The organism is Paraburkholderia sp. J41, assembly GCF_905220235.1.
In the GTDB taxonomy this organism is placed as follows: domain Bacteria; phylum Pseudomonadota; class Gammaproteobacteria; order Burkholderiales; family Burkholderiaceae; genus Paraburkholderia.
The window spans coordinates 12,421-36,153 of the sequence record NZ_CAJMZE010000049.1; the positions used below are offsets into that span (position 1 = coordinate 12,421).

At 62.2% G+C, this 23,733-nt stretch carries 21 protein-coding genes; 11 read left to right on the forward strand and 10 right to left on the reverse strand.

All coding sequences use genetic code 11. The features are described from left to right. Positions 1–2 precede the first annotated feature (2 nt). From leuD to U5805_RS29445, 7 genes are all read left to right on the forward strand, one after another. Complete coding sequence (leuD, locus tag U5805_RS29415; protein ID WP_415914688.1) at positions 3–674, forward strand: 3-isopropylmalate dehydratase small subunit; 672 nt, start codon at positions 3–5, stop codon at positions 672–674. A 57-nt stretch (positions 675–731) separates the two neighbouring features. Further along, entirely contained in the window at positions 732–1,895 is a 1,164-nt protein-coding gene (locus U5805_RS29420) for a 2-methylaconitate cis-trans isomerase PrpF family protein (RefSeq protein WP_322107006.1), read from the forward strand. Positions 1,896–2,024: 129 nt separating this feature from the next. Then, positions 2,025–2,957 (forward strand): 3-keto-5-aminohexanoate cleavage protein, encoded by a 933-nt coding sequence (locus tag U5805_RS29425; protein WP_322107024.1) that lies wholly within the window; start codon positions 2,025–2,027, stop codon positions 2,955–2,957. Positions 2,958–2,989: 32 nt separating this feature from the next. Continuing rightward, positions 2,990–3,892: an NAD(P)-dependent oxidoreductase gene (locus U5805_RS29430; RefSeq protein ID WP_322107007.1), complete on the forward strand. Its 903-nt coding sequence runs from the start codon at positions 2,990–2,992 to the stop codon at positions 3,890–3,892. A gap of 270 nt (positions 3,893–4,162) precedes the next feature. Then, positions 4,163–5,323: a porin gene (locus U5805_RS29435; RefSeq protein WP_322107008.1), complete on the forward strand. Its 1,161-nt coding sequence runs from the start codon at positions 4,163–4,165 to the stop codon at positions 5,321–5,323. A gap of 81 nt (positions 5,324–5,404) precedes the next feature. Further along, complete coding sequence (locus U5805_RS29440; protein ID WP_322107009.1) at positions 5,405–6,952, forward strand: FAD/NAD(P)-binding protein; 1,548 nt, start codon at positions 5,405–5,407, stop codon at positions 6,950–6,952. Positions 6,953–7,083: 131 nt separating this feature from the next. Continuing rightward, the gene (locus tag U5805_RS29445) at positions 7,084–7,428 is read left to right on the forward strand and encodes a carboxymuconolactone decarboxylase family protein (RefSeq protein WP_322107025.1); all 345 of its coding nucleotides are present in this window, start codon (positions 7,084–7,086) and stop codon (positions 7,426–7,428) included. Between the two features lie 449 nt (positions 7,429–7,877). Here U5805_RS29445 and U5805_RS29450 read toward each other — a convergent pair whose 3' ends face one another. Further along, positions 7,878–8,648 carry an IclR family transcriptional regulator domain-containing protein gene (locus U5805_RS29450; RefSeq protein ID WP_322107010.1) on the reverse strand — a complete coding sequence of 257 codons (771 nt, stop codon included), beginning with the start codon at positions 8,646–8,648 and terminating at the stop codon, positions 7,878–7,880. A gap of 55 nt (positions 8,649–8,703) precedes the next feature. Next, complete coding sequence (locus U5805_RS29455) at positions 8,704–10,278, reverse strand: MFS transporter (protein ID WP_322107011.1); 1,575 nt, start codon at positions 10,276–10,278, stop codon at positions 8,704–8,706. Positions 10,279–10,753: 475 nt separating this feature from the next. Between U5805_RS29455 and U5805_RS29460 the strand changes: the two genes are divergently transcribed. The 3 genes from U5805_RS29460 (at position 10,754) to U5805_RS29470 (ending at position 13,923) form a co-directional block, all read left to right on the forward strand. After that, on the forward strand, positions 10,754–11,503 hold the full coding sequence (locus tag U5805_RS29460) for an enoyl-CoA hydratase/isomerase family protein (protein ID WP_322107012.1): 750 nt from the start codon (positions 10,754–10,756) through the stop codon (positions 11,501–11,503). Between the two features lie 73 nt (positions 11,504–11,576). Beyond that, complete coding sequence (locus U5805_RS29465; RefSeq protein WP_322107013.1) at positions 11,577–12,386, forward strand: enoyl-CoA hydratase; 810 nt, start codon at positions 11,577–11,579, stop codon at positions 12,384–12,386. A gap of 22 nt (positions 12,387–12,408) precedes the next feature. Continuing rightward, on the forward strand, positions 12,409–13,923 hold the full coding sequence (locus tag U5805_RS29470) for an aldehyde dehydrogenase (RefSeq protein ID WP_322107014.1): 1,515 nt from the start codon (positions 12,409–12,411) through the stop codon (positions 13,921–13,923). 108 nt (positions 13,924–14,031) lie between these two features. Here the strand turns inward: U5805_RS29470 and U5805_RS29475 are convergent, their stop codons facing one another. The 8 genes from U5805_RS29475 to U5805_RS29510 all read right to left on the reverse strand — a co-directional run bounded on the left by U5805_RS29475 (position 14,032) and on the right by U5805_RS29510 (position 22,482). Then, positions 14,032–15,207 carry a porin gene (locus tag U5805_RS29475; RefSeq protein WP_322107015.1) on the reverse strand — a complete coding sequence of 392 codons (1,176 nt, stop codon included), beginning with the start codon at positions 15,205–15,207 and terminating at the stop codon, positions 14,032–14,034. A gap of 249 nt (positions 15,208–15,456) precedes the next feature. Beyond that, complete coding sequence (locus U5805_RS29480) at positions 15,457–16,419, reverse strand: amidohydrolase family protein (RefSeq protein WP_322107016.1); 963 nt, start codon at positions 16,417–16,419, stop codon at positions 15,457–15,459. Between the two features lie 32 nt (positions 16,420–16,451). Further along, positions 16,452–17,225, reverse strand: coding sequence for an HpcH/HpaI aldolase family protein (locus tag U5805_RS29485; protein WP_322107017.1), 774 nt, complete (start codon positions 17,223–17,225; stop codon positions 16,452–16,454). Positions 17,226–17,247: 22 nt separating this feature from the next. Beyond that, positions 17,248–18,120 carry a hypothetical protein gene (locus tag U5805_RS29490; protein WP_322107018.1) on the reverse strand — a complete coding sequence of 291 codons (873 nt, stop codon included), beginning with the start codon at positions 18,118–18,120 and terminating at the stop codon, positions 17,248–17,250. Beyond that, positions 18,117–19,061 (reverse strand): 3-keto-5-aminohexanoate cleavage protein, encoded by a 945-nt coding sequence (locus U5805_RS29495; protein WP_322107019.1) that lies wholly within the window; start codon positions 19,059–19,061, stop codon positions 18,117–18,119. The genes U5805_RS29490 and U5805_RS29495 overlap by 4 nt, the downstream gene beginning before the upstream one ends. Before the next feature lie 579 nt (positions 19,062–19,640). Then, entirely contained in the window at positions 19,641–20,345 is a 705-nt protein-coding gene (locus tag U5805_RS29500; RefSeq protein ID WP_322107020.1) for an MBL fold metallo-hydrolase, read from the reverse strand. A gap of 88 nt (positions 20,346–20,433) precedes the next feature. After that, positions 20,434–21,294, reverse strand: a complete 861-nt coding sequence (locus U5805_RS29505; protein WP_322107021.1) for a sulfurtransferase — start codon at positions 21,292–21,294, stop codon at positions 20,434–20,436. A 99-nt stretch (positions 21,295–21,393) separates the two neighbouring features. Then, positions 21,394–22,482 carry a LysR family transcriptional regulator gene (locus tag U5805_RS29510; protein WP_322107022.1) on the reverse strand — a complete coding sequence of 363 codons (1,089 nt, stop codon included), beginning with the start codon at positions 22,480–22,482 and terminating at the stop codon, positions 21,394–21,396. Positions 22,483–22,595: 113 nt separating this feature from the next. Here U5805_RS29510 and U5805_RS29515 point away from each other — a divergent pair, with 113 nt between their 5' ends. Further along, the gene (locus tag U5805_RS29515) at positions 22,596–22,928 is read left to right on the forward strand and encodes a carboxymuconolactone decarboxylase family protein (protein WP_322107023.1); all 333 of its coding nucleotides are present in this window, start codon (positions 22,596–22,598) and stop codon (positions 22,926–22,928) included. Positions 22,929–23,733 lie beyond the last annotated feature (805 nt).

The window sequence follows — 23,733 nt, forward strand, 5'->3', positions numbered from 1 at the left end:
AATTGCAGCCGTTCGAGACGGTCACCGGCGCGGCGCCTTATCTGTCCCGTGCGAACATCGATACCGACGTCATCATCCGGATCGAGCATCTAACGGCGCTTGAAAAAGATCAGCTCGGCCCTTACGCGATGGAAGCACTGCGTTTTCGCGCGGACGGCAGCGAAGACCCGCAGTGCGTGCTAAACCAGGCAGTTTTCCGCGATGCGCCGATACTCGTCGCCGGCGACAACTTCGGATGCGGATCGTCGCGTGAGGCCGCGGTTTGGGCGCTTCAATGCATGGGCGTGCGCTGCGTGATCGCGCCGAGCTTCGGCGAGATTTTTTTCAACAACTGCTTTCAGAACGGCGTGTTGCCGATTCGTTTGCCGGCAGCTGAGGTGGAGGCGATCGGCAGCGCGTGCGCAAGCGGCGAGCCGATGACCGTGGACCTTCGCGCACAGACGCTGCGCATTCCTCCCGGGCGTAGCGTCACGTTCTCCGTCGATGCGGTGCGGCGCGATGGTCTGCTGCGCGGTCTGGATGACATCGGCTTGACGCTTCAGCATGACGACAGCGTCCGGCATTGGCAAGACAGAGACCGGATAGAACGGCCTTGGGCATGGCCCGAGCACGAGGACGCGTCGCGCGAAGCGCCGCCCGTGCGGCCGGTCGTACGCGTCGTTCCGATTGCTTAGAACATACGAAACGCATGTGCCTATGCGTTCGGCCCTACGGAGACAGGAGAGTTCGACATGACCGCCACGGAAACGGGTGATCAGCTCGAAGTGCGTTGCGTACTGATGCGAGGCGGCACGAGCAAGGCGCTGTTCTTCCACGAATCCGCTTTGCCGCCAGCGGGCGCGGAGCGCGACAGCTTCCTCAAGCGCGCGATGGGCACGCCCGACGTGATGCAGATCGACGGCATGGGCGGGTCGCGGCTCGTCACGTCCAAGGTCGCCATCATCCGGCCGTCGACGCGCGGCGATGCCGACGTCGATTACACGTTCGCGCAGGTGGATGTGGATCGCGATCAGATCGATTACGACGCGAATTGCGGAAATATTTCGTCGGCCGTCGGCCCGTTCGCGATCGACGAAAAACTGATAGCCGTGCGTGAGCCGCTCACTACCGTGCGCATCTACAACACCAATACCGACAAGCTGCTGGTGTCGCGGGTTCAGGTGCGCAACGGCCGCTCGCGCGTGCTGGGCGACTGCGCGATTCCCGGCGTCCCCGGTACGGGTGCCGAGATATTGATGGACTATTCCGGCACCGTCGGCGCGAAGACCGGACGCTTGCTGCCGACGGGAAACGCGATCGACGAGATCGTGATGGAAACCGGTCGAACCGTGCGCGTGTCGATCGTCGACGTCGCCAATCCATGCGTGTTCATCGAAGCATCGACGCTCGGCTTGAGCGGCAGCGAGTTGCCCGACGCGATTTCCGCGAATGGCGAGTTGATTCGCATGCTCGCGGAAATTCAGGCCAAGGCGGGCGAACGCATCGGGCTCCACGCCGATTGGACGCAGGAACCGGCGCCCGTGTTGCCGCTGGCGGCGATGGTCGCCGCGCCGGCCGACTACGTGGACGTCAATGGCGACGTGCAGCCGTCCGCTGCGATGGACCTGCGTGCGCGATTGGTCTTCATGGGGAAGTGCCACGACAGCATGTCGGGCACGGCATCGATGTGCATCGCGGCGGCTTCCCGCATATCGGGCTCGCTCGTGCATCAGGCCGTGGGAACGCGATCTTCCACGCAGACTTTGCGCATCGGACATCCGCTCGGCGTCATGGAAGTCAAGGTCGTCGCGCATGCGGGCGCCAGCGCCGCAGAAACGACGTTCGACTCATTGGGACTTGCGCGCACGGCGAGGCGGCTCATGGCCGGCACCGTGTACGTGCCCGTTGATCGATGAACGCAAACGCCGCGGGTAAGGCGCGCAGTCCCACGCGTTCGATGCTGCCTGGAACCGCTTTTGCATCGTCACGCGGTCACGCGCGCCGCCTCGGCTATTCGAAAACATTCAACTCAAGGAACCGCTGACATGGGTCGTCGCCACAAAGTCATCATCAGTTGCGCCGTGACGGGCGCCATTCATACGCCCAGCATGTCCGAATATCTGCCGGTCACGTCGGATCAAATCGCCGATGCGGCGGTGGAGGCGGCCGAAGCGGGCGCGGCGATTCTGCATTTGCACGCCCGTCATCCGGCCGACGGACGTCCCACGCAAGATCCCGAGTACTTCGAATCGTTTCTCGCTCGCATCAGGGCGGAGACGCGCGCAGTGGTCAATATCACTACGGGCGGCAGTCCGCATATGACGCTCGACGAACGGATTCAGCCGATCGTGCGTTTTCAGCCGGAACTCGCGTCGCTGAACATGGGCTCGATGAATTTCGGCCTGTTTCCGATGCTCGATCGATTCAATCGGTTTCAGCATGGATGGGAACGCGAGCATCTGGAAAAAAGCCGCGACCTGATCTTCAAGAACACGTACCAGGACATCGAGCGCATCCTCCATCAAGGTGCGTCGCAAGGAACGCGATTCGAGTTCGAGTGTTACGACATCAACCATCTTTACAACGTCGCGCATTTCCGCGATCGCGGGCTGGTTCAGGGGCCGCTCTTCATCCAGTCCGTGTTCGGGATTCTCGGCGGGATTGGGCCGCATCCAGAGGATCTGATGCATATGCGCCGGACTGCCGACCGGTTGTTCGGCGATCAGTATCAATGGTCGATTCTCGGCGCAGGCCGTAATCAGATGCCGTTGGCGACGATGGGCGCAGCGATGGGCTCGCACGTTCGCGTGGGCCTCGAGGATTCGCTGTGGATCGGCCCGGGAAAGCTGGCCCGATCCAGTGCCGAGCAGGTCAGCAAGATCCGGACGATCCTCGAAGCACTCGATCTGGAGATCGCGAGCCCCGACGATGCGCGCAACATACTCGCGCTCAAGGGCGCCTCCGCCGTGGGTTTTTAACGCACCGATGCGCTGCCAATGCAGGAGCACACATGGTTGTTAGCAATGAAGTTGGATTCATCGGCTTGGGGTCGATGGGCGCAGCAATGGCGCGCCGGTTGCTGGCCGCAGGCGTGCGATTGCATGTCTTCGACGCGCATCGGCCGGCCATGGCAAATTTCACGGCGGCGGGAGCGGTCGAGCATGCGTCGCCGAAGTCGGTAGCCGATGCCGTCGGCGTCGTGTTCGCTTGCCTGCCAGGTCTGGATGCCTGCAAGGCGGTCGCGCTCGGTGCCGACGGCGTATGCCACGGCGAGCGCATCGCCACCTACGTCGAGTGCTCGACGGTCGGGCGGCGCTTGCTGCTGGAAATCGAGGCAGGTCTTGCCCGGCAAGACGTTGCCGTCGTGGACGCGCCGGTCAGCGGCGGACCGAAGGTCGCCGACCAGGGCAAGCTGACGGTCATGTGTTCGGGTGAGCCCGCGGCGCTCGACATGGTGCGGCCGTTGCTGCAGATGCTCGGCTCGAAAGTTTTCGAGGTCGGCGCTGCGCCTGGGATGGCGCAGATGATGAAGCTCGTGAATAACATCGTTTCGTCCGCCAACATGGTCGCGGCGTTCGAAGCCGCGGTGCTGGGCGCGAAGGCCGGGCTCGACGTGAAGACCATGGTCGACGTGCTGAACGCGGGAACCGGCCGTAATACTGCCACCGAGACCAAATTGCCGATGGCGGTTCTGCCCGGCACGTTCGATTTCGGCGCGCGCATCGACATCATGTACAAGGACGTCACGCTGGCGCTCGCCGAGGCCGAGGCGCTCGGCGTGCCGATGCGGGCGGCGCAAGGCATGGCGCAATTGTGGCGTTATGCGATCACGCAAGGCGGCGGCCCCGACGACTATACGACGCTGATCAAATACATGGAGGCGTGGGCTGGCGTCGAAGTACGGGCGAAATAGGGATTTGTCCCGGTGGCACAAGAAAACAACGCATCTGTTTCGATTCGTCATGCGAAGCATATCGGTGCGTCAACGGATGCGTTCATAGCAAACCATCAGTTGTGTTTGAACCAACCAACGTGGTGTTTATCGGGCAACTTCTTTCCAGTAATTTCCCTGTCACGCAATGGGCGGGGACGCGCAATGCGTGGAGACATCAGACGTGCAGACGCGGGTCGATTGCATCGTCGATGAGATTCATCCAATAAATACTATGACATGGAGATCTTCATGAAGAAGTTTGCTTTTTTGTTGGTTGCGATTGCGGCGGCAACCTCGGCACATGCCCAAAACAGCGTCACGCTTTACGGAATTATCGACCAAGGTTTCATCTTGAATCAGAACGCGGCAGGATCCCGGCAATACCAGATGGTCAGCGGTGTGCTAAGCGGAAGCCGATTCGGTCTGCGCGGCACCGAGGATCTCGGAGGTGGGCTGCACGCGATGTTCTGGTTGGAAAACGGCTTCAATGCCGGTACCGGCGCGCTAGGAAACGGCGGCCTTCTTTTCGGGCGCCAGGCGGTGGTGGGTCTGGTGAGTGACAAATGGGGCACTGTTACGCTTGGGCGTCAATACGATTCGTCGATTGAATATGTGACGCCGCTTACCCCGGCGTCGCAGTGGGCCGGCTACCTTGTCACCAATCCGGGCGATGTGGAGGATTACAGCGCGGCCAACCACGTCAATAACTCAATCAAGTACGCAAGTCCGAAATATGCTGGTTTTTCGTTCGGCGGACTTTATTCGTTCGGCGGCGTTGCGGGAAATTTTACGGAAAATCAGATTTATTCGATAGGCGCGAGATACACCAACGGATCATTGATCGTCGGCGCTGCGTATCTAAATATCCGAAATCCGAATGCCTCATTCTATGCCACGAGCCGTGGAGGCACTGCGGCGACAAACAACTTCTATACGCCGATCACTAGCGGCTTCGCGTCGGCCAAGATGCTGTCGGTCGCGGATGTCGCGGTCAACTACACGATCAACGCCCTAACGTTTGGAGCCAACTACTCCAATGCCCAGTTCTCGGGAATGAACGGCACGGTAAGTACGCTCAATCCCGCCGGGCTGGACGGCACGGTTACGGTCAACGATGCCGCGGTCAATTTCAAGTGGGCCATAAATCCGGCGCTGATACTCGGTGCACAGATCTCGCATAGCCGGACCAGCTCGATCAACGGGGCAAGCGGTGGCAAATATAACCAGTTCGATATCGGCGCGACCTATTCGTTGTCGAAGCGGACGTCCTTTTACGCCACGGCGGTCTATCAAAAGGCGTCGGGAACGCAATCGACGGGGACGCCCGCAGTCGCGTCGATCTTTGGATTGACGCCGTCGTCAACGGATCGCCAGGCCGCTTTCCGCGTGGCGATACGCCATACGTTTTAAGCGTCTCGGGCGCTTGCCGTTTCCGCGTAGGCAACGGCGCCCCGAACTGGCCGCGCTCCTTGTAGAAACGCATGACATGCCATGACGAAAAGTTACAGAATCTCCATTATCGGAGGCGGTTCGCTGGGAACTTCCTTCTTCAATTGCCTGGTCGAAGGAACGCGCCAGCGCGTCGGCAGAACCCTGGGCGTTACGCTGCATGACCCGCTTCCTTTAGGACCGGGGCTACCCTACCAGCAGGACAGCGATGCGGTTTTGCTGAACTCGCCGGCGGCCTATTCCTCCGCCATCGATGCAGACAAGGAACATTTCTGCAGATGGCTGGTGGAGCGAGGCTACGGCACATTGGAGCAGGTGCGGAGTCGATACTTCCCGCGCGCGGTGTACGGCGATTACCTGCGGGAATTGATGACCCATACGATAGCGCTTGCCGGCAAGCTTGGCATCGAAGTCGCTCACCGGGCTTTCGCGGCGGAATCGATCATGCATGCCGGCGACGGCTACCGGATCGGGGACTCGGGAGGACACGTCACCTATGCGGACCATGTGGTGTTGTGCGTGGGCAATCCGCCATCGGCCAGATTCGCTCATCTCCGGGGGCGGCCAGGCTTCTTTGACGACCCTTATCCCACCACCAAGCTCGCGCCGGCGATTTTGCCTCATCAGCGTGTGCTCGTTCTTGGCACGAGCCTCAGTTTCGTCGACGCCGCGCTGGCTTTGCACGAAGCGGGGCATCGCGGCCATATCCATGCGAGTTCCCGCTCCGGCAGGCTTCCGGTGGTCAAGGCAGACAGCTTGGCTTTGATGCGTTGCACGGAGTTCTCTCGGATGGCGGCGTCTACCGAGCCGGTGACGCTTGCCCGGCTGCGCGAAGCGGTCGCCGCCGAATATTTTCTGAACGGCGGCTCCGAAGCGGAACTGGCGGACGCCTTCCGCGATTGTTCTCAAGGCGCGCTGAACTATCTGAACGAAGAGATCGACGCGGCGACCCACCAGCCTCGCATCTGGTACTCGGTGGCGCTGGGCTTGATGACCTCGGTCGAGAATCTTTGGGGTCGGTTATCGGAACGGGAGCGCGCGGATTTCTCGGCGGAGTTCGATAGCAAATGGAAGATGCGGCGCATAAGTTTTCCGCTGGCGAATGCGAAAAAAATCAGGGAATTGCTGAGCTATGGAGATCTGAGCATTGCCGGGGGCTTTCGAAGCGTGAAGTACGACCAGGACCGCCACGTATTCGTTCTGAACGAGCAACATGGCGATGCGATTCACGAACGGGAATTCGATGCGGTGATCGACGCGACTGGGTTCGGCACCAGCGTGGCTGTCGGGCCGACGCCGCTTCTCGCCAGCATGCTCACGACGGGCATCGGCGTGGCGGATCCGCTAGGCGGACTCTGGGTCAATCAAGCCAGCGGACTCTTGGTGAACGCGGCCGGGAAAGACGAGCAGATCTCCGTCATTGGTACCTTGGCCTGCGGTGCCTATTTCTGGACCAACTCTCTTGACGTCAATGTCCGTATCGCGGCTCGGCAAGTCAATCGGCTGCTGGCCTTTCTGGATTATGCCCCGGCGGCATCCCGCGACAGACGTGCGGCCGCAGGTTCGGCGGTCTCGGACGATCGTCCATGAGCGATATCCCAACCCTCTTCGTGCAATGGCAAACCCTGTTGGCGACAGGCGGTCCCTACGTTGCTCGAATTGATCGCCGCGTGGGATGCGGCTATTTTCCTAGCCTTTTATCAACTACAAGGAGAGTTTCCATGTTTATGAATTGGACTGATTTGCTCGCCACCCTCAAGCGTTCCTACAAAAGTCTCGGCAACACCAACCCCAAGATGCTCGAAGCCTATCGCGGCCTCGCTGCCGCCCAGGGAAGCAACGGCGCGCTAGACGCGAAGACGCGTGAATTGATCGCGATGGCGGTGGCCATCACTACCCGTTGCGATGGCTGCATCTCCTCCCATGCCGCGGCGGCCGCCAAGGCGGGCGCGACCGAAGCGGAAATGAGTGATGCGTTGGGCGTCGCCATTGCCTTGAATGCCGGGGCCGCCTATGTGTATTCGCTGCGGGCCATGGAGGCGTATGGCGAACTGAAGGCCGGTTGACGCACGGGGACATCGTCCTTCGTTTTGCAGGATGTCCGGCGATCATCCCATGTCGTCGGACATAGCTCCTCGATAGGTGTCCATCTTGACAAGACAAGGTTTCACACTGCCAAAGCTGACGGGCACGGACGGCGCACCCGAAGAATCAGACTTCGTCGCGAGTCATTGCTACAGTGGCTTGCGAGCGTCTCCCACGTTACCCGGCATGGAGGCGTGTGCGGAATCGCATTGGACGGCAAGGATACCGGTCGAGTCGGGCACCATGTCAAGTTGATACCGGCCCGATCGTTAAACAAATTGCTCGACAGGGAAGTTTGACGAGATTCGATTGACACGAACCAGTTCGGAGACCGGAAAGTCGATCAATGCGAGCGGCCGCTGAAAGGCAACTGATCGGTCCACATGGCGTTGCGGGCGATTGAGACTATCGCGAAGCGTCGCCGTGCCGGTTAGGGTAAGCTCCTGAGCCCTTGAGAAATTTTCGACGCGGTCGTGCGTAGGAGCGGGAAATACCGATGTACGGCTTCTTCGGTCGTCATCGTGGAGCTGAACCACGTCAGGCCCACCGAGCCGACGGCAACGCGTTTTTCGAGGATCGGGACCGCAAGCGATAACGACTCCGGCCGCAAACGTGGGTCGCGTAACGCGTAGCCTTTGTGCCGGACGGAAGTGAGGATTTCGTTGATGTGTGCCCGGTCTCCGGCCAGGAGATCGTCTTCGCGGGACGTTCGTTTCACCGCGTCGATCAATTCGTTCCGTTTGCTGGCTGTGCAGAACGCAAGGTATGCGCGGCCCATGGCATGACTGACCAGGCTCAACTGCATGCCCGCCTGCGAATGCAGAAACGACAGAGGCGAGGCGGGCGACGTCGTGTAGCACACGGACATCGCGGCCGGCCCCAATTGCACGCCGATCGAAATTGGCCAGAGAATCTCTTCCGTAAGTCGGTCGGCGATAGCCTTGGCCGCTTCCACCACCTTCGGCTCGCCCTGGTAGCCACTCGCCAGTTCCGTGACGGCCGAGGTCAGATAGTAGACGCCGTATTGCGCGCGCCGCACGATGCCTTCGTCCTGAAACGCCTGTAACAAGCGTGAGATTGTCGACTTGGCGAGCCCCGTTTCCTTATGCAGTACGTCGATCGTCGATTTGGGATGACGGTTGAGCGCACGTAACAGAAGAATCGATCTGCCGATCACACTCACAGGCGGCTTGCCGGTCATCGGTTCGTCCTTGTTTAGTACCGATCGCGTTTAACGGGGTGCCTGCCGCGTTTTACTACGAGACGCGAGGCAGGCGTGCAGGGACGCGCATGACCGTGAAAATACGCATGCCCGCCGCGCCGAGTCCCACGATACCGAGGCACACGGCCGGAAAAAACATCGCGAAGCTCGGTGCACCCAGCACTTTGGCGACGTATGGCATGGCAATTTGCGCGATGAACCCGCCGCTGCCGCCGTAGATGCACAGCGACGCGATGGCGGCAGCCGCCTTATAGCCTTCGAAGTAGCGCGACGGTAACGAAAGTATGCATGGGAACAGCAGCGAGATACAAGGCGTGCCGACGATCGTGGAGGCGATAACGACGGTCGGGTCGTGCGACACGGCGCTGATACTGAAACACAGCGCCCCGAGAAAGCCCGAGGTCATCGCCGCGAGTGTCGTGCGGTTGTCGGTGCTCAGTTTGCGGGGCACGACCATCAGCACGATGGCGGTCAGAATCCACGGCAGCATGCCGGCATAGCCGTTGTGCAGATCGGAAAGGCCGCGTGCCTTGAAGAGCGTCGGCGTCCAGTAGATGACGGCAACCAGTGCAGTGGCGACAGCGGTGTAAAAGAACGCGATCGCGAGAACGCGCGGATTGAAAATCGGCCCCAGATAGCTGTGCGTGCCGACCGCTTGGCTGGTCTTCTCGCGCTCGATTTGTTGCCGCAGAATGCGCGCGTCGGCCGGCGAGAGAAAGCGGCCCGAATCGGGATGATCGGGCAGCAGTTTCAGGATCACCGGCGCGAGGCACACGGCGATACCGCCCGTGACGATAAACACGAATTGCCAGCCTGCAAGGTTCATCAAGCCGTCGAGCGACAATAGCGCGCCGCCCAGACCGGACCCCGCCATGTTGCCGAGCGCGCTGCCCAAGGTCAGGAATGCGATGGCGCGCACCTGATAGCTGCGCGGCAGCCACACGGAGTAGTACATCACGATGCCGGGATACAAACCGGCTTCGGCCACGCCCACCAGAAGACGCAACGTGGCGAATGCGCCGCCGCTGTGGATGGTCGCCATCGCCATGGTGGCGCAACCCCATAGCGCCATCAGCGTGGCCATCCAGCGCCGCACGCCGACTTTGTAGCTCAGCAGCGTGCTCGGAATCTCGAAGACGAGCGAGCCGATGAAGAACAGCGACGCCGCCAGGCCGAATGCCGTTTCCCCAATGTGCAGTATATGCACCATCTGCAACTTGGCGAAGCTTACGTTCTGTTTGTCGATGATGGCGACCATGTAGATCAGCGCGGTCAGCCAGGAAATGCGGCGCATCACGATATCGGGGACGCGTGTGTCTGCGTTCGCGGCGACTTCGTCCTGGATCGCTTCCGGCATGCTGTCACACAGTGGTTTCATGTCTCTTTTCCGAATTCGTTTTTGACGGTCAAGATTGCTGCTACGCGTCTGCCGGGCGTCAGGCTGCCGATGAGCGGCAACTTGCGCGGGCGAACGGGTCGTCAGATGGCTTCCCGATATCGCGGTAGTGCCTGGCGACCGCACGGCCAGGGCGGGTGTCTCCTCTTCGGGTGTTGAAAGGCTAGCGTTGCGGACGCGTCCAGCACAATTCGGATTTGAGGCACTTTCCATTAAACGGAAACTAGCTAATTTCGAAGGTGCGATTCCTTCGCACACCACGCTGTGCGCTCACGCGACTGGGCGCACTGCCGAATCGTACCCTACGCGGCTGCGCCCGCGACGCACCAAAGCCTTGTCGATCAAGGTTTTGACGGGCGAAAGCGCGTTCACGAATGCGCTTCCCGTAGCGCGAGCGAAGGCGGCATCGGTATGTTTCAGCGCTTCCGTGAAGACCTGAAATCGACAGGAACGCGATAGCTAGAACTGCGAAATGTCGTTTTTTCAAACGGTCGTTGCGTTGACACTGCGCAAATGCGCCACCTACACTCGGCCCAACAAAAAACACCTCCTGGCATTGCGTTTCCCACCGGTTGAAACGCGCCACACGTATCGGGTTTGACTGACCGGCTTCACTTCGGCAGGCGTTCGTCGCGGCGCTTGCAGACCTTTCCCGCCGACCGGCGGATCATCTTTTGAGGACACTCGCATGACCACGAACGCCCCTTTGCTGGTGGAGCATTTCGACGATGGCGTCACGCTCTTCACGATCAATCGCGAATCGCGCCGCAACGCGATCTGCTCTCAAACCGCCATTGCGCTCCAACGCGAGTTCGCCGCGTTCGATCGCTCGGAGCAGCGGGTGGCTGTCATCACGGGCGCAGGGAACACGGCGTTTTCCGCGGGCGCGGACGTCAACGATCTACCGGAACTATGGCGCTGCATTCCAACCGTCGGTATCACGACGGAGAAGCCGGTCATCTGCGCCGTGTCCGGCTGGTGCGTGGGCGGTGGCTTTGTGCTGTCGATGATGAGCGATTTGATCGTGGCGTCGGAGGACGCGAAGTTCTATTACCCGGAAGCGCGGCTCGGCATCGCACAGGGCATGATCGCAGGACTCGCCGCGCGGATTCCGCTCAAGATCGCCATGGAAGTGATGTTGCTGGCGCGCGTTGTCGGGGCGCAGCGTGCTTACGACGCCGGCATCGTCAATCAGGTGGTGCCGGCGGGGCAGCATGTCGAAGCCGCGCTAGAAATGGCGCGAGATCTCGCCGGCATGGCGCCCATGGTGCACAAGTTGCTCAAGCGCTTCGTCACCGAAGACGTGCTCAAACGCGGCCCGACCGAGACGTTCGGCATCGCAAAGCGCGAGATGGAGGCGATTGCGCAAAGCGTCGACATCAAAGAAGGCTTCCTCGCCCATCAGGAAAAGCGCGCGCCGAAATTCATCGGCCGCTGATCTCCCCATTTTTCTTCTTGTCCGCTCGATGGCGACGCCATCGAGCGGGATCGCCCGTTCCTGGAGAAAACCAATGTTCAGTCAAATAGGTTATTCAGTCGAAAACGCCGTCGCCGTTATCACGCTCGATCGGCCCGAACGCTTGAACGCGCTCACCAAAGTGCTCGAAGCCGAATTGCGCGAGGCCATCGCGCGGGCCGACCGCGACGATACCGTGCGCGCGGTAGTGTTGACCGGCGCGGGGCGCGCATTCTGCGCCGGCATGGACATGGAGGAACTGGAGGTGCTGCCGCCGGGCGACATCCGCGAGCAGTCGTGGATGCGCGCCTACGACATGAACCGCCGCGCCGACTACCAGACCCGCTACTCGTATTTTCCCGCGCTGCGCAAGCCGATCATTGCCGCGCTCAACGGCGCGGCCGCCGGACTCGGACTCGTGATGGCGCTGTATTGCGACTTCCGTATCGCCTCGGAAAGCGCGGTATTCGCCACGGCGTTTGCGAAGCGCGGGCTGATCGCCGAACACGGCATAGCGTGGATTTTGCCGCGCGTGGTAGGTCACGCACACGCGATCGACCTGCTGATGACATCGCGCAAGATCGACGCCAACGAGGCGCTGGCGATGGGACTCGTCAGCCGCGTGGTCCCTGCGGGCGAATTGCTTTCAAAGGCATTGATGCTCGCACGTTCGCTGTGCGAGGACGTGTCGCCGCGCTCGGTGCGCGTGATGAAGCAGCAGCTTTGGGAAGCGCCGTATCAGTCGCTTGGCGAGGCGGTTGCGCTGGCCAATCGCGAGATGTTCGACAGTATCCAGAGCGACGATTTCCGCGAAGGCGTCGCGCACTTCATCGAAAAGCGCAAGCCGGCTTTCACCGGCGCGTGAGCGCAGTTTGGAGAACAACGACATGAACGACACATCGAACCCGCACGCACCGACGCGCGACACCTGGCTTGCGCGGCGCGAAACGTTGCAGTTTCGCGACCGGCTTTATATCGACGGGAAATGGACGCCTGCGATTTCGGGCGCGACGTTCGCCTGCATGAGTCCGATCGACGGCAGCAAACTTGCCGATATCGCCGCGGCGGGCGAGGCCGACGTCGATCTCGCCGTCGCGGCGGCGCGACGCGCGTACGAAAGCGGCGTGTGGTCGCGCAAAAGTCCGTCCGAGCGCAAGCAAGTGATGCTGGAGTTCGCGCGCCTGATTCGCGAGCACGCCGACGAACTGGCGCTGCTGGAAACGCTCGACATGGGCAAGCCGATCCGCTTCGCGCGCGCCATCGACATTCCGCTGGCCGCCGAGGCGATCGCCTGGAACGGCGAGGCGCTCGACAAGCTGTACGACCAGGTCGCGCCCAGCGCCGCTACCATGCAGACCACGATACGCCGCGAACCGGTGGGCGTGGTCGGCGCGGTCGTGCCGTGGAATTTTCCGCTGCTGATGGCGTCGTGGAAATTCGCGCCGGCGCTGGCGGTCGGCAACAGCGTGGTGCTCAAACCGGCGGAGCAGGCGTCGCTCAGCGCGCTGCGGGTGGCGGAACTGGCCACGACGGCGGGCATCCCGGACGGCGTATTCAACGTCGTGCCTGGACTGGGACATGTCGCGGGCAAGGCGTTGGGCCTGCACAGGGATGTCGATATGCTGAGTTTCACCGGCTCGAGCGAGGTCGGCAAATATTTTCTGGAGTACGCGGGCCGCTCGAACATGAAACAGGTATGGCTCGAATGCGGCGGCAAGAGCCCGAACATCGTGTTCGACGATGCCTACGATCTCGGCGCGAGCGCCAAAGCGGCCGCCATGGGCGTGTTTTTCAACGCAGGGCAGGTCTGCAATGCCGGCTCGCGGATTCTGGTTCAGGCGAGCATCCACGACGAATTCGTCGAGAAATTGAAAGCGGCCGCCATGCGCATGAAGCCTGCCGATCCACTAGATCCGGCAACGGTTCTGGGCGCGCTCGTGAGCGCGGAACAGCTCGATACGGTGGCCGGATTCGTCGATTTCGGCCAAACCGAAGGCGCGACCCTCGTGACCGGCGGCGAACGCGTGCAGCCGGTCGCGAGCGGCTGCTATCTCACGCCCGCGGTGTTCAGCGGCGTGACCAATACGATGCGTATCGCGCGCGAAGAAATTTTTGGCCCGGTCGCCGCCGTGCTGCGTTTCGACAGCGAAGAAGAGGCCGTGCAGATCGCCAACGATTCGATCTACGGATTGGCCGCGGGTGTCTGGACGCGAGACGTGTCGCGCGCGCATCGCATGAGCACGCGCCTGAAAGCGGGTGTGGTGTGGGTCAATTGCTATGACGTCGGCGATATGGCGGTGCCGTTCGGCGGCGTCAAGCAAACCGGGTTTGGCCGAGACCGTTCGCTGCATGCATTGGAAAAATACACGGTGCTCAAGTCGGTGATGATTAACTTCGCGTAACGCGCGGAGCGGGTAGCCAGCCATCTGCCGGATTAAAAAGCGCGTTCGCCGCATCGGTTGCGGCGAATGCGCTTCGTATTTTCACTCTGGCGCTTGATCGACTCGAAGTCAGAAGGTTTGACGAATGCCCATCGTCACGATGGTCTGCGTGTTCGAGGTCGAAGGCGTGGCGAAGGTGAGGGCGGCAACGGCGCGCTGCCCGGTCGAATCGATACCTGCCGCCTTCTGGTGCAACAGCATCAGGTACAGATCGGTGCGCTTGGAAAGAAAGTAGTCCGCGCCAAGATCCCACTGCTGATAGGAAGCGCCGCTCTGGCCTTCGTAGGCGCTCGCGCGCGTGTAAGCATAGGCGATGCCGAGAAAGAGCGCCGGCGTCGCCCAATACTTCACGCCGAGTTCGCCAGTGTTGAACGAGACGGTCTGGCCGCGCAAACCGGCCGGCACCGTTGCGCCGCTCAATGCGCTGCCGCCGATATCGTTGAACGAGGTGTGGACGTAATCGCCGTAAAGAATCGCCGATCCCAACGCATACGAACTGCCGACGCCGAAGTCCGAATACGACTTGGCCGACGCGTAACCGCTGAACACCGGACTGGTGATATTCGATGCGGTGGCGCTGCTGTTCGCGTTGGTGCCCCACAGCGACTGGTTCGGATTTTTCGCGAACATATAGGCCGCCGCGAGCGTAAATCCGCCGTAAGCATAGTTGAAGCCTGCCGACATGATTTCGTTCTGCGTGGCGTGCCCCGCGATGCCGCCGAAGCTGTAAGTGCCGCCGACCTGCAATCCGCGATATCGCGTGCTGGTGAACTTGATGGCGTTGTTGGCGCGCTCGGAGGCGTCGAGGTCGTCGACGCCGCCCGGGTGATCGCCGTTGCCGCTGCCGCGCGCGGCCCAGTCCGCGCCCGCCGCATAGGGATAGAGGAAACTCGACAGCGTGATGTACTGGCGGCCGAGCGTGACGGTGCCATACGGTGCTTGAACGCCGACGAACGCCTGACGCCCGAAGATCAGGCCGCCGTTCTGCAACGTGCCGTTGACGGTGCTGTAGCCGTTTTCCAGCGTGAAAATCGCTTTATAGCCACCGCCCAGGTCTTCCGCGCCGCTGAAGCCGATGCGCGGCGAGCCGTTGTTGCCGCTCGTCAGCGCGAATTGATTTTTACCGCCGGCATTCGAGGTCCATTTGAAACCGGCGTCCACCACGCCGTAAAGCGTCACCGTGCTTTGCGCGTGGGCGCTGACCGCGATGCCGAGGGCGGCACACGTCAACAGACTTTTTCTCATCGATGTCTCCAGGATTTTCCAGGCGAGGCCGCCTCATTATTGTGTTGGCTTTCCTGACAAACCACGGCGCTCGTCCGGATGTGGCGCGGCCTTGCGTACATCTCGCGATGCAGGCGGCGGACTCGCGAAGCTTCGAGACTGACCCGCGACTTTACCGGAGCTTGCCGGTTGCGTCGCGGACCGATCGCCGGGTTTATCGACGCTTTTTCGTCGATTTTTCGTCGCTTTGTCGTCGATAAGCGCTGTGTGTCAGGCCGGTTCGGCGATCGTGCGCGCGGCGTTCGACTTCTGGCCGCCGCGCAAAAATACGCGTCGCCCGGTTTCGCCGTAGATCGCGCGCTTCTCGTCGTCGTCGAGTTGAGCGGCCGCCGCCACCATGCGCGACACCATCTCCTTGTACGACCCCGACGACGTGCCGATGTCCGAACCCCACATGATTTGATGCGCGCCGAACATGTCGACCGCGCGCCGCAGGAACGGCGCGGCATCCACGCCCGATTCGCGCAGCACGTCGAGATTGATCGACGTGAACTTCAGGAATACGCTGGTCTGCCCGGCGAGTGCTTCATACCGCCTGTCGAGCCCGAAACCCGCCTGGACCACTTCGGGCTCCAGCATGTGATCGAGCACGATCGGCACGTCGGGATAGGCGCGCGATAATTCCAGCACGGTCGGGATGGCGTCGCCCGCGCCGCCGCGCGCGATGATTTCCAGATCCATCACGAGGCCGAACGCCTGCGCCACGTCCCACGTCTTCAGCGCCTGCGCGGAGTTGAGCCACGGCGTGGCGCCGTCGGTCTGGCGCAAACCGAACAGGCGCACGCCGGAAAGACCGTGGTGTTGTGCGCAATTGCGCACGAAATCCGGCGTTGCCGTGTCTTCGGCGTCCGGAATGATGACCGGCGTTAGCAGGTCCGGATAACGGTCGCACGAATCGAGGATGTAGCTGTTGTCGTAGCGATAGATCATGCGTTTCTGCACCGCGACCGCGCCCGCCACGTTCTCCTCCTGCATCCATTGGAGCATGCGCGAAGTGTCGGGCACTTCGTGCACCGGATGCGGGCCGTGATGACCGCCGGGAATGCCGACGGTGCCCGGCGGCCGTTTCGGGCTGTTCGGATTCGGGCCGATGGGATTGCGCGGATAGCGCGTCTGGTCGTCGGCGACCAGATGAGCGTGCGAGTCGAAGAAAACGGGCTTTTCGCTGTTCATGGTGGTGGTCTCGTGAAGTTTTCGTGTGCGTTTTATGCCTGGATCGCTGGCATGGCCGCCTGGAAAGCCTGCCAGTCGGCTTCGGCGGCGCGCCGCATGAAGCCCTGGTCGGAACTGACGATAAAGCCCGAAACACCGAGTTCGGCGAGCATCTTCACCTCCGCGGTGCTGCCGCTGTAAGCCCACAGCGGGCGGCCCGCGCCGCGCACGGCGGCAGCCAGGCGCTTGACCGTGTCGCGAACGCGCTCGTCGGAGGACGCCGTTGCGCCGAGTGCGGCAGTGAGGTCGCCGCGACCGAGAAAATACGCGTCGACGCCGTCGACCGCGAGAATCTCGTCGATGCGTTCGACCGCTTCGGCGTCTTCGAGCATCGCGACCACCACGGTTTTGCCGTCGCTTGCCGTCATGTGCTCGCTGAAGGTGTTGCGGCCGTAACGGCCGCTGCGGCCCGAACTGCTGAAACCGCGCCGGCCCGGACGGTAGCGCGCCGCGTCGGCGGCCGCGCGCGCGGCGGCGCCGCTGTCGATATGCGGCACCATCACGCCCGTCGCGCCGCAATCGAGCGCATTCTGAATGCCGTCGATGCCCGGCACCCGCACCATCGCGGGGACGCCTTGCACCTGCGACGCGAGCACGGCGAGATCGATCGCGCCTTTATCGAACGGCGCGTGTTCCGCGTCGATCACCACGAAATCGAGGCCCACCGCGCCGAGGATTTCGATGCCGTGCGGACTCGGCGTCTTGACGAAGGTGCCCATCAGCGGCTGCTGCCGGATCACGGACGCCCTGAAGTCGTTGCTTTGCATAAGCGGGTTTCTCCCTGGCGTGTCATGCGATCGATGGCTGCAATGCGCTCGGCATCGGATAATCGTCGGCGTTGCAGACGAGGCCGCGCTGCGAAAAATCCACGCGCGGCGGCGCGAAGATATCGACGAGTTGCGACGTGCCCGTGCCGATGCAACGGCTCGTATGAATGACCTTCGGCGGAATCACGATCAGCGACGGACTGTTCATTTCCACGTGATCGTCGGGATGCCACTGGTCCATGTCGGGCACCCACGGGTAGCGCAGGTGATGGATGTAGCTACCGTCGAGCGCGAGCGAACCCTGTTCGAAATCCTGATGCACGTGTGGCGTGAGTTTGTGGATATCGCGTGCGCCGACGCGCGGCAGGATCATGTTGACCATCAGCTTGCAGGTGCGGAACACGCGCATGTTGCTGTCGGGCTTGCGATGCGCTTCCAGCGCGTAGGTGCGCAGCCGGAAGCCGCCGACGGGGTCGGGCCAGGGCGCGAGCGGCGCGACGTCCGGGTTCGGCGTGGCGTAGGCCGCCGCGTTGCCGGCGAGCGCCAGCAGATCGGCGGCATCGGCAGAAAAGATCCGCACGACGTAGCCGGTGCCGTGCACCTCGATTTCGCTGCGGCCAGGCGGCAGAATGCTCAGGCTGTCGGTGACCGCTTCGACGCAATCCGCGCCTGCCCGCAGCGTGGCGCTCAGACCGCCTTGCGGCGGCACGATCAGCAGATACTCGTCGGGGTTGTCGCGCGTGAGCCGTGCGCCATCGGAAACGAGGCTCGTGCAGACGATAAAGTGCGTGCCGCGCGTGACCCAGCTGGCGGCGAGCGTATCGCCTTCGAGCGCGCGGGGCGGCGTCAGGTAGTTCCACGCCTTGGAAGCGGTTTGCGAGGCAAGCAGGCTCATTGCATCGCCCTCTCTTGGTTGGCCGAAGAATAGGGCGAAGCCTCCTGAGATGCGTTCGCGTTCGAGCTTGCGAGACCCATCAGTTCGCGTGCCTGCGCCACCGTGGCGACGTCGCCGCCGAGCAGATCGACGATCTGCGCCGCGCGTTCGACGAGCGCCGCGTTGCCGGGCGCCAGCACGCCGCGCCGCAGATACAGGTTGTCTTCCAGACCGACGCGCACGTTGCCGCCGAGCGTCACGGCTTGCGCGGCGATCGGGAACTGATCTTTCGACACGCCGAATGCCGACCACGGTGTCGGCAGCGTGTGCTGCGACATCATCAGGGCGAGGGTTTGCGGCGTGGCGGGCGCGCCCCACGACACGCCGAGGCAAAACTGGAACAGCGCGGGCGCCGGAATCTTGCCGGTGCTGATGAGATGCGTGGCAAGCCGCAGATCGCCGAGATCGAATACTTCGACTTCGGTGCGAACGCCGGTATCGTCGATCAGTTGCGCCATTTCGACGATATGCTCGGGCACGTTGATGAACGCGCCGTTGGGCTGGTTCATCGTCGTGATGTCGAGACTGCAAACGTCGGGGCGCAATTCCAGCACGTGTTCGACGCGAGCGCGCGGCGAAATGCTGGTGGAGCCGGGCGCGGCGATCTTCGGATTGCCGCGGTCGGGGATGAATTTTGCACCGGGGCCGGTCGTGAGATTGACGATGACGTCGATGTTCGCGTTGCGGATGCGTTCGACGACCTCAGCGTAGTACTTGTGTTCGAGACTCGCCTTGCCCGTGGCCGGGTCGCGCACGTGAATATGAACGACGGCGGCCCCCGCTTTGGCGGCCGCGACGGCTTCACGCGCGATTTCCTCCGGCGTGACCGGCACCGCGGGATTGATGTGCCGGGTGTTGGCCGCGCCAGTCAGCGCGCACGAGATGATGGTGGGTTTGCTCATACTGATTGAACTCCGATGTGTTGCGTGGACGATTCGTGCGCGCGGATTCGAGAGAGTGCGATCCGATCGTCGGAAGGCGCGCGATCTTCGATCCGCGCCTGTTGGTATTCGACGCTTTGCGCAGAGACATGGGGCGATATCGATGCCGTCGCGGTGTCATATCGGTCTCTGCCTTAATAGATAGGATTACGAATTAAAAGTGGAATGTCTCCTTCGATGCCGGGTCGTGATGCCCGCTTTCAGCCGCAGCGAAGTCGATGCGGCCGTCGCTGTTTCGCCAGTCTTGTCGTTGGCGCCTGGCGCTGTGGAAACCGGCGTCAGGGCTTGAGGCGCATCCTAAGACAAGCCCCCAGGCGCAGCAATTGGAATTCGTTTTAGTTTCCGTTCAATGGAAACTTCGCTTGCATGCGGGACGAAAGCTCAAGGCAAAAGGATCGCCGGACCGGCTGTGCGGCCGAACGGCCACAAGCGGTTGCGCTGCCGGGCAAAGGCAACGCGCGAGCGAGCAGGGAGGATGCGGGACGGGACTGCGGGGCCGCAGTCGCAAGGCGGTCGTGGCCGCGGCGCGGCCAGTTCGGGCTAGAGCCGGTCCGGTTGACCGCAAGCCGTATTGGCGGGCACCGCGACATCCATCATCTGAGGATAGGGCAGCGCGAGCGAGTTCATGATGCGCGCGTATTCTTCCTCGGTACGCCAGGCTATGCGGGGATTCCAGCGCTTCTCCTCGCCGATGCTCGACGAACACACGCCTCGGTAATCGTGCGCGGGATACACGATCGTCGCGTCGGGCAACCGGAACAGGCGGTTGACGATCGAATCCCACGAACGGCGCGCGTCGCCGCCCTGGAAGTCGGTGCGCCCGCTGCCACGGATCAGCAGCGCGTCGCCGGTGAATACCGCTGGCGACGTGTCGGCGTCGAGTACGAAACTGAACGACTCGTCGGTGTGGCCGGGCGTGTATATCGCGCGCAACGCGATGCCGTCGGCTCGAACGCGCTCGCCGTCGCTCAAGCGCTGGCTAACGCAGTGCGCCTGGGTTTGTTCGCCCATCAGCGTGGTGCAATGCACCGCGTCGCGCAGATCGCCAAGCGCCGTGATGTGGTCCGCGTGCGTATGCGTGTCGATCGCGTGCACGAGCTTCACGTTCAACTCTTCGATCAGCCGAAGATACTGGGCGAGGTGTTCCTTGACCGGATCGATGATGATCGCTTCGCCGCCCGGGCGCGATACGAGCAGGTAGGTGTACGTGCTGGACACGCGGTCGAAAAGCTGTTTGAGCATCATGTTGCCGGTTCCGTCGAGCGCGGCCGTTGCCGACCGTTGCGCACGCGCATGAGCGTGGCGTCGAGAAAAGATTCGTCGCGCGGGGATTTCACGCGGAGCCCGTCGCTATCGGCGCATCCTTTCGCGAACTCCATTCGCTCCACGATCCCGGATACAGCGCCGCGCCTCGAATACCGGCGATCTGCATCGCAAGCAGATTGTGGCAGGCAGTAACGCCCGAGCCGCATTGCGCGATCAGTGCCGCGCCGTCCGCGGTGCCGGCGATCGCGGCGATTTCGCGGTGCAGCGCATCGGGCGATTTGAACCGGCCATCGGCATCGAGGTTGTCGCGAAAGAAGCGATTGCGCGCATTCGGGATGTGTCCGCCGATGGCATCGAGTGTTTCGTTTTCGCCGCGAAAACGGTCCGCGGCGCGTGCGTCGATCACGACACGTTCGCCGCTGCCGATATTGGCGAGCACCGTAGCGAAATCGACCGTAGCAGCCAGCGGGGCGCGCAATGTGAAGTGTCCTCCGGCACATGTCTCGCCTGTGCCGCTTTCCAGCGGTTGACCGGCCGCGCGCCACGCGGGCAAGCCGCCGTCGAGCACCGCGACGTCGCGATGCCCGGCCCAGCGCGCGAGCCACCACAGTCGCGCCGCGAACATGCCGGCGGCGCTGTCGTAACAGACGATCTGCGTGGCGTCGCTGGCGCCCGCGCGCGCCAGTGCGGTGGCAAACTGCTCGCGATCGGGCAGCGGATGCCGGCCGTTCTGGCCGTTTTTCGGGCCGCTCAAATCGGCTTCGAGATGCAGATAAGCTGCGCCCGGCACGTGCGCGTCGCGATACATCGCCACACCCGCGGCGGGATTGGCGAGATCGAAACTGCAATCGCATACCAGCACATCGGCGGATGGGTCGTTCAACAGCGATGCAAGCTGCGCTGGGGAGATAAGCGTGTCGTAAGGCATGGATTTTCCCTTCAGGCATGAATGGGCCGTCGTGCGATCCGGGCGGTCCGGATCGCGCGACAGCGAACAAAACAGGAGCGGGCGCAGGACCGGCGACGCCTAGGCTCGCGAGGATGGATCAGCGCGCCGCCGTGCCGGCGCGCGCTGGGGGCGAGCGGTCGCCGTCGCGGGCGCGTCCAGTGTCTGGAGCGCGCGTTTCACGCCTTCGCCGAAGCGCGCCAGGTGGTCGTGAACCGTCGCGGGCTGTGCCGACACTACGCGCCAGATGCACGGCCGCGGCGAAAAGTCTTCGAGTTCGACCGGCTGTAGCGCGTCCCGGTATCGGCTCGACGCGAGCATGCACGCCGGTACGAAGCCCAGCCCGACGCCCTGAGCGACGAGTCCGAGCTTTTGCTCCGTGCCGAACGCGCCAATTGCCACTTGCAGGGACATGCCGCGATCGCGTAGCGCATGGTGAAGGCCTTCGCGAAAGCCGCAGCCTTCCGGATTCAACACCCAGTTCATCCGTCCGAGGTCGGTCAGGTTCAATCGGCCAGCCGGCACGACGCCCTTGCGGCCGACCACGACCATGCGCAGTTCGTCGATCCTGGTCGCGGAAAGCTTGCGCGAAAACTTTACGTCGCCTGGCAAAACGACGATTGCGCCGTCCACTTCGTCGTTTTCGAGTTGCGCGATCATCTCGGTGCTCCAGCCCGACGCGATCTCGATCGACAAGCCCGGCGCCTCTTCCATCATGAAAGGCATGGTGTCGAGCAAGGCGATTTCGGCGATGACTTCCGCAACGCCGATGCGCATCGAGTCCGCCGCGACCGGTTCGCCGCGTACTACATGCGCGATCGACGCGACCTCCCGCAGCACCGCTTCGCAACGCTCGAATACGCGTCGGCCGATGGGTGTGGGGCGTGGCGGTTTCGTCTGCCGGTCGAGCAGATCGACGCCTAGATCGCGCTCGAGATTCTGCACCCGGCGGCTGATGCGCGGCTGCCGGGTCAATAGCGCCTCGGCGGCGCCGGTGACGGATTCGTGGCGAACCACGGCAACGAACGCGTTGATGTCTTCGAGTTTCATTCCAGGACACGGATTTCGGTGTGGACGGCCTTGGCGTACGACGCTGAATGGCCTATTCGGAAGAACAATAGCGCAAGCGCGATGATTAGTCACTATCGGAATAAAGATTTGCAACATCATCCAATAAAGGGATAAAGTTGCGCCGTGGTCGGTGGCCTTTGAGTGTGTGTCTCGCACGTTGCCCGCAAGGCCACGATCGCAATCCACTCACAAGCACACATGGAGCTACACGGATGACTTCGCACTACTACGACAAGGATGACGCCACCCATCGCATGGAGATTGCCAAGCTCGCACCGGAGGATTTCAAGGCGTGGGCGAACCTGAACAACATCGTGAGCCGCGAAAATGGCGCGATTCCGCTCAAATATCGCGAGCTGATCGCGATTGCGGTGGCTCATTCAACGGGTTGCCCGTACTGCATCGAGTCACATGCGAAGAAGGGCAAGGCGGCCGGTGTGACGAAGGCGGAGATGGGCGAGGCGGTCATGCTGGCCGCGGCGTTGTGCGCAGGCGCGGCTGCGGCGCACGGCGGGCTGGCGATGAAGTTTTTCGACGCAGCTTAAGTTGGGGTGAATTACAGGGCGGTGCTTGAGCGGTCACAGTTGCAAACTGTTCTCTCAGCCTGCCCGGCTCCACGAGGCGGCTGGCCGGAAGGAAGAGTGGTTCGAAGTGGTCCACTCCGAAAAGCATCGACTACTCGTTGGTGCATGACTCCGACGGCCGGGTAAGGCGGATTCATCCAACTACGAAGCGAAGCACAAGGAAACCTGCGAAATCCCCCGTCACCTCGTCAACATCGAGAGCCCGATTTTCCACCGGTAGATGCGCTCGAAGACTGCGACCCATTCAGTAGCTTCCATTTCCAGCTACGTGAAAAAGAGGCCGCCGGTCGCTCCGATGGCCCTCAAAGACACGCGACGCTCCGCCGTTTCAGAGTGCCGCTGTGTAGAGGAGGTAATCTGAAATCCTGCTGTGGCAGAAACACCCGCTAAAAGGTCAACAATTGTAAAATGAATAATATGTGAGACAGTGACCACAGAAAATACAGGGGAGCAAAACGATGGAATGGCGTCTGCGACGACCGGATACGCCAGGTTGGTACTGGCTCCATGTGGACAATCAGATAGAGGTCGTGAAGGTTTTCGAATATGCAGTCAAGCTGGGCAATCCTTCAGAGCTCGAGGTGGCAAGGGCTGGCTACCACTTTACCAACCCGATCTCCGACGCCAGATTCAGGCGGGCTCTCTGGGCCGGGCCGATCAGGCCGCCGGCTGCCGACAGACCGGTCCTCGCCCTGGTTGCTCGGCGTCCCTGAACAAAAAAGGCCGCAGAACACAATCTGCGGCCCGGGGGAATCGCGCCATGGGG

Bases quoted from the DNA above. Each gene is read 5' to 3' on its own strand.
- U5805_RS29420 (WP_322107006.1), top strand. From the start codon at position 732: ATGACCGCCACGGAAACGGGTGATCAGCTCGAAGTGCGTTGCGTACTG.
- U5805_RS29425 (WP_322107024.1), top strand. From the start codon at position 2,025: ATGGGTCGTCGCCACAAAGTCATCATCAGTTGCGCCGTGACGGGCGCC.
- U5805_RS29430 (WP_322107007.1), top strand. From the start codon at position 2,990: ATGGTTGTTAGCAATGAAGTTGGATTCATCGGCTTGGGGTCGATGGGC.
- U5805_RS29435 (WP_322107008.1), top strand. From the start codon at position 4,163: ATGAAGAAGTTTGCTTTTTTGTTGGTTGCGATTGCGGCGGCAACCTCG.
- U5805_RS29440 (WP_322107009.1), top strand. From the start codon at position 5,405: ATGACGAAAAGTTACAGAATCTCCATTATCGGAGGCGGTTCGCTGGGA.
- U5805_RS29445 (WP_322107025.1), top strand. From the start codon at position 7,084: ATGTTTATGAATTGGACTGATTTGCTCGCCACCCTCAAGCGTTCCTAC.
- U5805_RS29450 (WP_322107010.1), bottom strand. From the start codon at position 8,648: ATGACCGGCAAGCCGCCTGTGAGTGTGATCGGCAGATCGATTCTTCTG.
- U5805_RS29455 (WP_322107011.1), bottom strand. From the start codon at position 10,278: ATGGAAAGTGCCTCAAATCCGAATTGTGCTGGACGCGTCCGCAACGCT.
- U5805_RS29460 (WP_322107012.1), top strand. From the start codon at position 10,754: ATGACCACGAACGCCCCTTTGCTGGTGGAGCATTTCGACGATGGCGTC.
- U5805_RS29465 (WP_322107013.1), top strand. From the start codon at position 11,577: ATGTTCAGTCAAATAGGTTATTCAGTCGAAAACGCCGTCGCCGTTATC.
- U5805_RS29470 (WP_322107014.1), top strand. From the start codon at position 12,409: ATGAACGACACATCGAACCCGCACGCACCGACGCGCGACACCTGGCTT.
- U5805_RS29475 (WP_322107015.1), bottom strand. From the start codon at position 15,207: ATGAGAAAAAGTCTGTTGACGTGTGCCGCCCTCGGCATCGCGGTCAGC.
- U5805_RS29480 (WP_322107016.1), bottom strand. From the start codon at position 16,419: ATGAACAGCGAAAAGCCCGTTTTCTTCGACTCGCACGCTCATCTGGTC.
- U5805_RS29485 (WP_322107017.1), bottom strand. From the start codon at position 17,225: ATGCAAAGCAACGACTTCAGGGCGTCCGTGATCCGGCAGCAGCCGCTG.
- U5805_RS29490 (WP_322107018.1), bottom strand. From the start codon at position 18,120: ATGAGCCTGCTTGCCTCGCAAACCGCTTCCAAGGCGTGGAACTACCTG.
- U5805_RS29495 (WP_322107019.1), bottom strand. From the start codon at position 19,061: ATGAGCAAACCCACCATCATCTCGTGCGCGCTGACTGGCGCGGCCAAC.
- U5805_RS29500 (WP_322107020.1), bottom strand. From the start codon at position 20,345: ATGATGCTCAAACAGCTTTTCGACCGCGTGTCCAGCACGTACACCTAC.
- U5805_RS29505 (WP_322107021.1), bottom strand. From the start codon at position 21,294: ATGCCTTACGACACGCTTATCTCCCCAGCGCAGCTTGCATCGCTGTTG.
- U5805_RS29510 (WP_322107022.1), bottom strand. From the start codon at position 22,482: ATGATGTTGCAAATCTTTATTCCGATAGTGACTAATCATCGCGCTTGC.
- U5805_RS29515 (WP_322107023.1), top strand. From the start codon at position 22,596: ATGACTTCGCACTACTACGACAAGGATGACGCCACCCATCGCATGGAG.